Annotated in this window: 6 protein-coding genes and 6 tRNA genes; 11 read left to right on the top strand and 1 reads right to left on the bottom strand. The window is 34.6% G+C overall.

What is annotated here, in order from left to right; all coding sequences use genetic code 11:
* Positions 1–80: 80 nt before the first annotated feature.
* A complete protein-coding gene (locus HMPREF9402_RS00445; RefSeq protein ID WP_009606150.1) occupies positions 81–407 on the top strand; it encodes a hypothetical protein in 327 nt (108 codons plus the stop codon).
* A gap of 389 nt (positions 408–796) precedes the next feature.
* On the opposite strand, the gene HMPREF9402_RS14995 is transcribed toward HMPREF9402_RS00445, so the two are convergent.
* Positions 797–1,036: a potassium transporter TrkG gene (locus HMPREF9402_RS14995; RefSeq protein WP_350022611.1), complete on the bottom strand. Its 240-nt coding sequence runs from the start codon at positions 1,034–1,036 to the stop codon at positions 797–799.
* 263 nt (positions 1,037–1,299) lie between these two features.
* On the opposite strand from HMPREF9402_RS14995, the gene HMPREF9402_RS00440 reads away from it, so the two are divergent.
* The 10 genes from HMPREF9402_RS00440 to HMPREF9402_RS00395 all read left to right on the top strand — a co-directional run bounded on the left by HMPREF9402_RS00440 (position 1,300) and on the right by HMPREF9402_RS00395 (position 12,126).
* Positions 1,300–5,700, top strand: coding sequence for an AAA domain-containing protein (locus HMPREF9402_RS00440; RefSeq protein ID WP_009606153.1), 4,401 nt, complete (start codon positions 1,300–1,302; stop codon positions 5,698–5,700).
* A 190-nt stretch (positions 5,701–5,890) separates the two neighbouring features.
* Positions 5,891–5,967: transfer RNA gene (locus HMPREF9402_RS00435), tRNA-Glu, on the top strand.
* Positions 5,968–5,976: 9 nt separating this feature from the next.
* Positions 5,977–6,052, top strand: a tRNA-Thr gene (locus HMPREF9402_RS00430).
* 7 nt (positions 6,053–6,059) lie between these two features.
* Positions 6,060–6,135, top strand: a tRNA-Val gene (locus tag HMPREF9402_RS00425).
* A gap of 23 nt (positions 6,136–6,158) precedes the next feature.
* Positions 6,159–6,233 (top strand) — tRNA-Gln (locus tag HMPREF9402_RS00420).
* Between the two features lie 32 nt (positions 6,234–6,265).
* Positions 6,266–6,341 (top strand) — tRNA-Lys (locus tag HMPREF9402_RS00415).
* 62 nt (positions 6,342–6,403) lie between these two features.
* Positions 6,404–6,487 (top strand) — tRNA-Leu (locus HMPREF9402_RS00410).
* A 475-nt stretch (positions 6,488–6,962) separates the two neighbouring features.
* Entirely contained in the window at positions 6,963–8,021 is a 1,059-nt protein-coding gene (locus HMPREF9402_RS00405) for a patatin-like phospholipase family protein (RefSeq protein ID WP_009606151.1), read from the top strand.
* A gap of 152 nt (positions 8,022–8,173) precedes the next feature.
* Complete coding sequence (locus HMPREF9402_RS00400; RefSeq protein ID WP_009606152.1) at positions 8,174–10,465, top strand: beta-L-arabinofuranosidase domain-containing protein; 2,292 nt, start codon at positions 8,174–8,176, stop codon at positions 10,463–10,465.
* A 125-nt stretch (positions 10,466–10,590) separates the two neighbouring features.
* Positions 10,591–12,126 (top strand): poly(ethylene terephthalate) hydrolase family protein, encoded by a 1,536-nt coding sequence (locus HMPREF9402_RS00395; RefSeq protein WP_009606149.1) that lies wholly within the window; start codon positions 10,591–10,593, stop codon positions 12,124–12,126.
* Positions 12,127–12,133 lie beyond the last annotated feature (7 nt).

Genomic DNA, 12,133 nt, shown 5'->3' with positions numbered 1-12,133 from the left:
AGTTAAATAGTGAAAGATTTACTTTTATATCACCTATTTTCTTATTTTTTATATACTAAATAGTATAGGAGGGATAGAAGATGGAAAAAGGTGAGATAATTTCTATCAATTCCTGCGCTTTAGATGTAACTGTTGAAGAATTTAATAAAAAGGACTTGGAAGAAGCAGGAGTATTGATTGACTATGATTCGGATAATGAGATTGAAATAAATTCTAATAAGCGTAATAAGAAAAGACCATCTTATCAATCAAGTTGGTCTAGATGGATTTTTTTAGGTATTTTAATGGTTCTTTTAGTTATAGTGATGTTTGCAGGTCATGTTTTGATTGAACAACAAGAAAAATCGTTTTTTTCAAATTCTGCAACGACTGAGATTGTTTATTTAATAGAAAATGAGTATATTTAGTTCAAGTAAAAGGAGTATATTGTAGATATACTCCTTTTACTTTTGTCTAAAAATTTTAATAATAGCAATTACAATCACCCAGATTTCAAGTTGGCCAAACATCATCCCAATTATCTCAGTCCATAAGATGACGGTGGAGTTGTGGCAGAAGTAATACCGATAGATAGTCCATTGGTTTTAAGTGCTGATGAAAATTCAAATAATGAGGATTGAAGTGGATAACCCTATACTAAAAAAATGAAGGTACCTATCAGTAAGAGAATTAGATAGGCGAAAGCATAGGTAGAAGCTTCAATAATGAAAGATGATTCTAAAAATATTTTTCCTTCCGGTTTGAGGAGTGTGTCTTCCTTAATAAAAAATTCTGATTTAAATTTCATTTTTAGATTCTAGATACATTGTTTACATAAAAGTAAGATACGATAGAGTTTTATATCACCGGATGTTGAACCTGCTCCCCCGCTCATAATCATGAGAATTATCATTAAGAAAAGCGCAAATGGAGTCCAGTCGTTAAAGGATACGGTTGCATAGCTAGTTGTTGAAATGGCTGAAATAATTTGAAAGAGTGAGTTTCTAAAAGTTTCATTTAATGTTGGATATACGGTTGTTAAGAGAGAGAATATCATGATAGGAGTGGAAATTCCGATTAATCTAAACATGAATTTTATTTCACTTAATGCAAAAAAATGCTTAAATTTTTCTCTTTAATAAAGTCTAGTGATTGATTTAACTTTTAATTATAAAAAAATGTTATATTACGACAAAAAACATCAAACAATCCTAGAATTCTACGAGAGAAATGAGGAAGAAACATGGAAATTTCATGATATAATAAAGGTAGAAAAATATCAGGTTTAGGTGTATTTTGAAGAAAAGTGGAGGGAAGACTGTGGAGAAAAAGGTGAGACAGTTATTCGAGTATTTATTGGCTCTTCGAAATTTAAGTTATGAGCCGATTCGACACATACAGAAATACGAGAAATATTGGTTTTTGGATGATTTAGAAGAAGGATTTGGACTATATTTGGATGGTAAAGGAGACGATGAACAGTCAGTCATTGAAATTCACCAACAATCTTTTAATGCTGATTATCCTCCTTTAAATGAATTAGTTTTTCAGGTTGTCACATTACTTGATTTTGATTATACGAAAGAGAGTAGTGTGAGTTGTTCTGATTTAGAGTTATTGCAAATTCTAAAGGAAGAGCTTGAAAAATTACGCGATAAAGTTGAAAGTGAGATAGATGAAGAATTTGATTTAACGCCATGGCAAGTCTTTTTACTTTCACATTCTTCTTCATTTATCTTTAAAGAAGAATGTCTAGAGAAAATGGATGATGTTTTATCGAGAATTGAATTAATTACATCTCAGTATAAATTATGGTTAGGGTTATGGACGCAATGGGCGGTGATACAAAAGCGTAAGCGTCAAGTTCAAAAAATGTATGATTATTTTTTCAAGTTGATGCAGGTTTTTAAATCAGAGGAAAAATCCCTCGAGTTAATGCTTGGAATTGGGATGCTCACTTATCCAAGTAAGTCACAAATTTATCATCCTCTTTTAACAACGAAGTTAGAATTAGAGTTTGATGCTGAAAAAGGAATTGCCAAATTAATTCCCGGGGGGAAGGGGTATCAGCTAGAACTTGAGATGCTATCGGGGATTGAACTGCCAAATCATACTGAAATTATGAAGTTGAAGGATTTTGTAGCGGATCAATCGATTAATCCATTTGTCGTAGAAGAATTTGAGCCTTATTTACGCCAGTTTATTCATTATATCCATCCAAATGGTCAATATGTTGAGAAATTTATGTCAGAAGAGGGCGTAAAATATCCTGTTGTAGCTCCACGTAATGTGCTATTTGTACGAGCTAAATCGGATGTTTTATTAAAAGAGGATTTAAAGTTAACGCTTGATTATATAGATGAAGGTGGAAAGATTCCTAAAACGATTCAATCGATCATCGGGGTAGAGGGATTAAATTTAAGTGATGAGGATGTTTTAAGTTGGAAGGGTGTAGGGGAGAACTTATTATTTCCACTTCCAGCGAATGAAGAGCAAAAAGATATTGCAAGACGCCTTGAAAATAATATTGCCATTACCGTACAGGGACCTCCAGGAACGGGGAAAAGCCATACGATCGTCAATTTAATTTCTCATTTGCTGTCACATGGGAAGCGAATTTTAGTGACGAGTGAAAAAGATAAAGCATTACGTGTTCTGATGGATAAATTACCTGAAGAAATTCAGCCGCTTTGTGTTTCATTACTTGGTGGGGATCGCCAGTCACTTAATCAGATTGAGCAATCGATTCGTGGTATTTCTGAAGGATTAGCAGTATATGATAGCCAGATTTTAGAAAAAGAAATTCAGGTTTTAAGTCGTCAGTTAGATATGATTCGTCGCCAAATGAATATGACGAGAAATAATATTATAAGATTCAGAGAGCTAGATTCAAAAGGATATCCATGGAAGGAGAAAATGTCTCAGCCTTATGAAATGGCACAGTTGTTTTTTGAAAAATCAGCTCAGTATCATTGGGTTAAAGATTTAATTGAAATGAATGCAACGTGTCCCTTAAGTGATGAGCAGTTTGTGACATTGTGGGAGTTAAAGTGTCATTTACCTAGAATGCATAAGGAGATTATTCATTCTCATTTTCCAAATTTAAGTCGTGTGTTAAGTATTGAAGAATACCGCCATTTGTTAAAAGAGGAGCAAGGTTATTTAACTCGTCTTGAGGAATTGAAAGTTTTTGATGATTTATATGAGTTTGATGAAAATCGTGTGTTTTTAGAAAATGTGCATCAACAATTAGTGCAACTCGTGTCAAAGCTTGATAAAGTACAAGATCCACTTGAACAACATATTTTAAAAGAGTGTTTATTAACAGATGATCGATATTCGGTTTGGCAGACGGTGTATGAGCATCTTAAACAGATTATGGTTAAGATAAATGAACATGAGTTAAAAATTGTAAATGATGAAGTTCGATGCGAGTTTTTTGATCATCCAAAATACGAGCAGTTTTTGATGACCATTTCAGAGAAACTTCACGCTAATAAACCCATTCGAGGTTTATATTTAACGTTTAATCCCGACTTAAAAGCTTTTTATGAAAAAACCCGTGTAAACGGGCACAAGATTGAAACATTGCATGATTTAGATTGTGTGAGATTGTATAAAGAGAAGATTGAGCTTTTACAACAGTTTGCGGCGGTTTGGAATAAGAATTTAGCGGTGAATGGTGGAGCTTTGATTGAGAGTAATCAGCTTTTGAAGTTGTTCGAGCATCATCAAAAGTTAAAACAATTAGAAAATACGTTAGAGTGTGTGGAGCGTATTCAAGCATTGAATGAGTATATTACCGCCTCAACAAAGACGTTTAAAAAGATTGAGTATGAGAATTTATCACAGCTAAGTCATTTAGCTTATTCGATTGAGTTGACACAAGTTAAAATGCGCTTAAAGGGATGGCGAGACGTTTATCAAGTATTGTTATCACAATATAAAACGAATTTGATGAATGATCATATGCATCCGCTTTGTTCAAAATTATATGAGTCCTTAGTTGAAAAGAATCATGAACGTTTTAGTGAATTGCTAGTTGAAATTAAATCTTTAATTCAAATTAAGGAACAGTATCAAGAATTTTATCAGTTATTAAATACTTTAAAAGTTAGTATGCCATTGTTTGCAAATGAGATATTAGGAACAGTTGGGTTAGTTGAATCAATTCCGGGAAGCTTACAAGAAATTTTTGAGTTTGGAAAGCTTCAAACGTTTTTAAATCAGCTTGATGAGTGGAAAATTGGCGAGCTCGAAATGAAACTATCTCTGCTTGAAAAAGAAGAGGTTTCAATTATTAAGCAGTTAATTTTTAAAATGACGTGGAAAAATCAATTAGAACGTGTGACGCCAGAAGAGGATCGAGCGCTTCAAACATGGATGCAAAAAATGAATCGCATTGGTAAAGGAACGGGACGTCATGCCTCTAAATATCGTCGTGAAGCACGTACTGAGATGGAAAAGTGTCAGTCGGCGATTCCAGTTTGGATTATGCCAGTAAAAGAAGCTATTGAGAATTTTACGATTAATCCAGATTTATTTGATGTGGTAATTATCGATGAGAGTAGTCAATGTAATCTGTTAAGTTTACCTATTTTTATGCGAGCTAAAAAGGCAGTTATCGTCGGGGATGATCAACAAATTAGTCCGATGATGCCGGGAATTAGTGAAACACAAGTCAAAGATTTAGCTCAGCGTTATTTATATAATATTGAAGGAGGAAGTTCATACGATTTACAAACATCACTTTACGATGTGGCGTGTCGTGTTTTTTCAAGTAAAGGTAAATTAATGTTAAAAGAACACTTTAGATGTGTGCCTGAAATCATTGGTTTTTCAAATGCATTAAGTTACCATAACGAGATGATTCCATTAAAGTTACCACTGACTTCTGAGCAATTTAATCCACCAGTTTGTGCTATTTATATTGAAAATGCAACGCGTAATGAGCGAAAAGTCAATCATGAAGAAGCGATTCGTATTGTTTCTGATATAAAGGAAATGATTCAAAATCCTGCCTATTTTCATAAGAGTATTGGCGTTATTTCGTTACTTGGCGCAGAGCAAGCTAAATATATTTCTTCATTATTACTTGATGCTGTTGGTGAGAAAGTGATGATCGAGCGACAAATTATTTGTGGGGACGCTTATTCTTTCCAGGGAGATGAACGCGATATTATGTGTTTATCATTAGTTATTGCTCCGAATATGCGTTATAACACGTTGAATAAAAAACAATATACTCAACGATTTAATGTGGCTGCCTCACGAGCAAAATGCGAAATGAGATTATATCACTCTGTCACACTAGAAGAGTTAATGCCTGAAGATATTCGTTATCAATTATTAAGTTATTGTCAAAATCCTAAACCGATGTTTGTCTCAACAAGTGGGACATGTGAAACGTTGTTTGAAGTTGATGTGATGAAAGCTATTTTGTCACATGGTTATGAAGTGACTCCAAAAGTTCGCGTAGGAAAGTATCAAATTGACTTAGTTGTTGAGGGGGTACGTTCAAGGTTGGCTATTGAGTGTGATGGTGATACGTTCTATGGCAGTGAGAAAATTGAGCAAGATATGGAACGTCAGCGCGTACTAGAACGTGCAGGTTGGTGTTTCTTAAGAATTCGTGGAAGTGTCTTTTACCGTGATCCAGAGAAAGCGTTAAAAGTATTATGGGATAAATTAGAGCAATTAGATATTAAACCTAAAAACTAGAATTGAATTAAACCTTGATAAAGCTTTTGAAAATTTTATCAAGGTTTTTATTTTTAAGTAAATATTTGAGTATATTTAAATTAAAGTAGGTCATAATATATTTGTTAGTTATTCGGCAAAAAAACTAATAAAAATTGTTGACAGGATTCGACAGGCGTGATATTATATATGAGTAAGTTGTTAACGGAATGGCCCGTTGGTGAAGCGGTTTAACACACATGCCTTTCACGCATGCATACACGGGTTCGAATCCCGTACGGGTCACCATTTATTAGTGCCGAAATAGCTCAATTGGTAGAGCAACTGACTTGTAATCAGTAGGTTGCGGGTTCAAGTCCTGCTTTCGGCACCATTCAGTTGGAGGATTAGCTCAGCTGGGAGAGCATCTGCCTTACAAGCAGAGGGTCGGCGGTTCGAGCCCGTCATCCTCCACCATTAATAAGAAACTAAAATCATATTGGGCTATAGCCAAGCGGTAAGGCAACGGACTTTGACTCCGTCATGCGCTGGTTCGAATCCAGCTAGCCCAGCCATTAAATAAAAGTAATTTTATATTTCTAAATGTGTCCTGCTAGCTCAGTTGGTAGAGCATCTGACTTTTAATCAGAGGGTCAGAGGTTCGAGTCCTCTGCAGGACACCATTTTTTTATTTTGAGTTATTATGGTATTGATTTTTATTAAAAATTTGCTATAATAATGATATGCGGGTGTGGCGGAATTGGCAGACGCGCTAGATTTAGGCTCTAGTACCTTTGGTGTGCAGGTTCAACTCCTGTCACCCGCACCAAATATGATGATTATGGTATCCAAATGGATATCTTTTTTTATGTCTAAAGATGTAAGTCGTAAAATAGTAAAGATGAATATGATTTGAAACTAGGATTTTGTCCTGTTTTTTTTATTTTAGGTGATGAATAGACAGTATTTGTGATAAGTTTATTTGAACTGTAAAATTAGTGGGGAATTGATATCATAAAGAGTAGAATTTAAGATGATTCGACTCTAGTAATGGTCATGTTCTTGTGAAAGATAATGAGAGCTGAAAGTAGATTGATCATTAATAAGCAATTAAAGGATTTGTCTTATTGATTGCAGTCTTCTTTGACGTTTATACGAAATCAAAAGCTTCAAAAGTCAGCGCTTAATGAGATGAAAGGCCAGTAGGCCTTTTTTTATTTGCGAAAAGAGGGTATTTTTTCTTCGAATTTTATTTTCTTCTCATCTCATATATTAAAGTAAGAAGGAATAATGGAGGGATGATTATGCCGAATATGATTCGAGTTCTTTCAATTGATGGTGGAGGAATTAGAGGGATTATTCCTGCTAAACTGCTGATTCGGCTGGAGGAATTACTAAAATTTTATAGCGGGAATCAAGAGGCTCACATTAGTGATTATTTTGATCTGATTGCCGGGACGAGTACGGGGGCAATTTTAACGAGTCTTTATTTATGCCCTGAAAGACCGGGATCAACAAAATCAAAATATAGTGCCCAACAGATTTTAGACTTATATGTGAATGAGGGAATTTATATTTTTGAAAAAACAATTTGGAGTCGAATTAGTAGTGGTTTTGGTTTGATTGGACCTAAATATTTACCTCATTATTTAGAACATTTATTAGAAGAGTATTTAGGTGAGACGCGGATGGAAGACTTAGTTAAGCCTTGTTTGATTCCGGCATATAATATTGTCTCAGGAGAGGCAATGTTTTTTAATCAGATGAATGCTTATCGAGATGAATCGTTTAATTTCTTGGTGCGTGAGGTTGTTAGGGGAAGTACAGCTGCGCCAACTTATTTTCCAGTGGCTAAAATTAGTGATGTGTTACGGGGAGAGTTAGCTTTAATTGATGGGGGGATGTTTGCTAATAACCCAGCTTTATGTGCGTTTATAGAGGCCTGTAAGTTTCCATTTAATCCGAGTGAAGAGGATATTTTGATTTTTTCTCTTGGAACAGGGTCGAAAGAGATTAGTTATGAATATGAAAAGGCTAGAAATTGGGGAGATATTCAGTGGGCGATACCAGCGTTATCTATTTACGGATCGGCAGGCTCACAGACAGTTCATCATCAGTTAAGTCGATTATACGCTTCAAATGGGATAAAAGATCAATATATAAGGATTGATCCGGAATTAGAGGCCAATCATGTCAGTCATCAGATGGACAATATTTCAAAAGAAAATATTGAGGCTTTATTAAGATTGGGAGATCAAATGATTGATTGTTATAATAATAGACTCAAAATATTAGCTCGAAAATTGGTTGTTGAAGAAATGGGACGTCGTGAAAGTTGTTATCGAATGCATTTTGAAGTTTAATGACGGTGTTTTGAAAGATACGATTTAGAAAATATTGACAGAAGAAGTAGTTAAACTTATAATTAAGTTGTACTTATAACGATTGATGTTGTAAGTACATTTTGTTTTTATATGATTGAAAACGTATTCAAAAGTGGATGGGAGAGGAAGGAATGAGTTCGGAATTTGTAAGGTTAGAAAAGGATTCTTTATTTGAAATCTCGCAAGCAGTGGGAAAGCAGTACTTACTGGATTTAGATGTTGAGCGTTTGTTAGCACCGATTTATGAGGGAGCATCTCAAATCCCACCTAAACCAAGCTATGGAGGATGGGAAAGTTTAGAGATTAAAGGTCATTCCATTGGCCATTATTTATCGGCACTTGCTTGTATGTATGAGGCGACCAAAGATTTAGAGCTTAAAGAGCGTATGGACTATATTATTGAAACATTTTCTCTATTGCAACGAGCAGACGGGTACTTAGGTGGATTTTTAAGTACACCATTTGAACAAGTTTTTACAGGGGAGTTTCATGTTGATCATTTTAGTTTGAGTCATTACTGGGTACCTTGGTATTCGATTCACAAGATATATGCAGGGTTAATGGATGCTTATCAGATTGGAAAAAATGTAGAAGCGTTGAATATTTTAAAAAAGTTAGCAGATTGGGCTTATGAGGGCAGTCGGCTGATGAGTGATGAACAATTTCAACGGATGTTGATTTGTGAGTACGGTGGTATGAATGAGGTGATGGCCGAATTATATGAAATCACCCAGGATGAGCGATACCTTTATTTAGCGAAGCGATTTACGCAACATCTAATTATGGATCCATTAGCTGCAGGGGTTGATGATTTACAAGGTCGTCATGCCAATACACAGATTCCAAAGGTGTTAGGTGCTGCTAAGTTATATGAAGTAACAGGTGATGACTATTATTATCGTGTGGCAAAGTTTTTCTTTGAGACGGTGGTTTTGCATCGCTCTTATGTAATCGGTGGAAATTCAAGTGGTGAACATTTTGGACCAAGTGATACAGAACCATTATCGCGTGAAGCAGCTGAAACGTGTAATACGTATAATATGATTAAGTTGGCGAAGTATTTATTTAAATGGACGAAAGATTCTAAATATATAGATTTTATTGAACGTGCTACGTATAACCATATTTTAGCATCACAAGATCCGCATACAGGATGTAAAATTTATTTTACCTCAAATTATCCAGGACATTTTAAAGTTTATGGAACAAAGGAAGATTCGTTTTGGTGTTGTACGGGAACTGGAATGGAGAATCCAGGTCGTTATACGCACCATATTTTCTTTAAAGAAGATGAAGATTTTTATGTGAATTTATTTATGGCTTCAAGTTTTGTAAAAGAGGATGAGCAGTTAAAAGTAGTGCTTCAAACAGATTTTCCTATTTCAAATGTAGTAAAACTTGTTTTTGAGGAAGCAAATCAGCTGTTTTTAAATGTTAAAATTCGTGTGCCTTATTGGTTAAATGCACCGATAGAAGTAAGGTTCAAAGGTCAAAGTTATGAAGCGAATGGGCAAGGCTATTTAATGATTTCTGATACATTTCATGCAGATGATGAGATTGAGATTGTCCTACCAATGGGGCTTCATGAGTATGTGTCGATGGATGATCCGCATAAGGTTGCGTTTATGTATGGGCCCGTTGTTTTAGCAGCGGTACTTGGTTGTGAGCATTTCCCTGCTTGTGATATTGTACCTGACCACTTATCGTTAATGACGCAACAAACGATTAGGGTCCCTAAAATTGTGACGGATTATCAAGATTTGAATCAATGGATTGAACTTGTTAATCAAAAGACATTAACATTTAAGACTGCACCAAATGCAAAGCCAGGAGATGTTAGTTTTACACTTAAGCCTTTTTATGCCATTCATCATGAGCGATATACGATTTATTTTTCGAAGTATAGGTCAGAGGAATTTTTGAATTTGGGCGATGAAACGTTAAGTCGCGATGAGTTGTTATTTGATCAGACGGTTGATCTTGTTAAAACGGGAGAACAGCAGTCTGAGATTGAGCATCAGTTTAAATCAGTTGAATCTTACGCGGGTTATTTAGCAGATGTAAATATGTGGTGGCGAGATGCACGTGGAATAGATGGAAGTTTTAGTTATGAAATGGAAGTCATACCAAACGAGAAGATGGCTTTACTTGTTTCTTACTTTGGATTAAATGGTGAGAATTTGGAGCCTGTCAAACGTGTTTTTGATCTTTTGGTGAATGATGAATTGATTCAAACCGAGAGATTAATGGCCACGAAAAACGTAGAGGTAGTAGATGTGGTTTATCCGATTTCATCTGATTTATTAGCAAATGTTAAACCGAATGAGGATGGAAAATATAAAGTGACGGTTAGTTTTAGAAATCGATTTGAAGACAGTATTGTGGGAGGAATTTTAGAAGTTCGCACGATTTTACAAGCATAATTGAAAAAGATGATTTCATTTTTTGAAATCATCTTTTATTTTTTTACTTTTTTTGTTTAAATTCCATTTTTTGTCTCACAATAAAATAAATAGTGATAAATAGTTCTCAAGGAGGCTAAATATAGATGAAAATAAAATGGATTTTTGGTATAGCTATTTCAGGTATAGTATTTGTGGCTATGGTTTTTGGTAGTTTATTTTATTTCAATCAGGAGGACACGTCATTGGTGGATACAGTTGAATCGATATCTCCTGTTGGGGTTCAAAATAATTCAAACTTTAATACACAAATGGATGCGTCTATTTTATCCTTTGACTTAGGTGAAATGACACTGAAAGATGAATCAAATTTAATTCAAATTCCTCTTAAGGGAAGTTTAGTTGTTCCAGAAGTTGAAGGAGAGTACCCGATTGTCTTTATTTTTTCGGATTTGAATGCCAAAGAGGGTGTTTCGAGAGCTTATGATGAGATCTTAGCAGCGATTGGAAGCACTAATTGTTTGGCGATTCATTTAGATTTATCTGAGCTAAGTTCTATTGAGGGATACGATGAAGAGATGTTGAAGTCTGTTTTTGATGAATATCGTCAACGTTTAAGTCAATCATTACTTGGTGAAAATGATGAGTTTGGAGTAGAGCTCACGAATAAAGGCAGTTTAGCAAAAGTGGTGATGATTGGTCATGGAAAAAGTACAACAAATGTATATAAGATTGCACTTGATCAAGAGTATAAACAACAATTAAGCCTTGCAGGCCTTTTATTGATTGATCCAGTAGACACTAATTATAAAGAACTTTCATATCCTGATGTTCCGACCGCTATCATGTTATCTGAATATAATGAAGATGAACATTTAGTTGGTAAAGCATTATATGAAGATTATCGTCAGGAGAAAGCTCGTAAATCGATGACTTCATTGGTGTATGTTAAAGCAGGAAAATTTGACGATTTTAATGTAGCAGATTCGGAATTAGAATCAGTCCTAAACTTTGAACATAATGTAGAGTTTGTCAGTCAGTACATTGTTGATTTTCTACAGAGTGTTTTTGATAGCTCGCCTATTGGAAGTGGATTTACCGTTTTAGAAATGATGCCAAAAACACTGTATGGTGCTGAAGTGAGAACAAGTTTAACAGTACCGAATACGATGATGTTGATAAATGCTCAAATTGAATCTAATCCAACGGTGAATACATTAGGTGGTAAAATTATTGCAAATGATATCAATATTGAACGAACAACAGATGGAACGACGAGCTTTTTGATGAAGTGGGATGATACTAATGCGAGCCTTTCGATTGAAATTCCAAAAGGAAGTCGGGATTTGAGTCACTATGATGCGATTTCTTTGTATTTAAGTAATCAATTATCAAATGAAGTGATGAGCGGTGAAGTCATTCAAAATCAATTAGCCACTCAATCTTTTGAAATTGAGTTAATTGATGAACAAAATCAAACCTCAAATGCTAGTATCAATTCGATTGAGGAATTAGTTCTAATGGGAACAAATGAACAGGTTTTATATAATGAGCGTCTTGCTTTAAATCAATTCAAAGAGGTTGATTTAACGAAGATTAAACAAATTAATTTATTATTTAATCAAAGTAGTCAAGGATGTATTCGATTAGCAGATTTATCATTTGTTAAAGAACCGCAATAAAAANANA

The sequence above is a fragment of the Turicibacter sp. HGF1 genome (genome assembly GCF_000191865.1).
Classification (GTDB): Bacteria; Bacillota_I; Bacilli_A; order MOL361; family Turicibacteraceae; genus Turicibacter; species Turicibacter sanguinis.
This window is presented reverse-complemented; position numbering and strand designations above follow the sequence as displayed.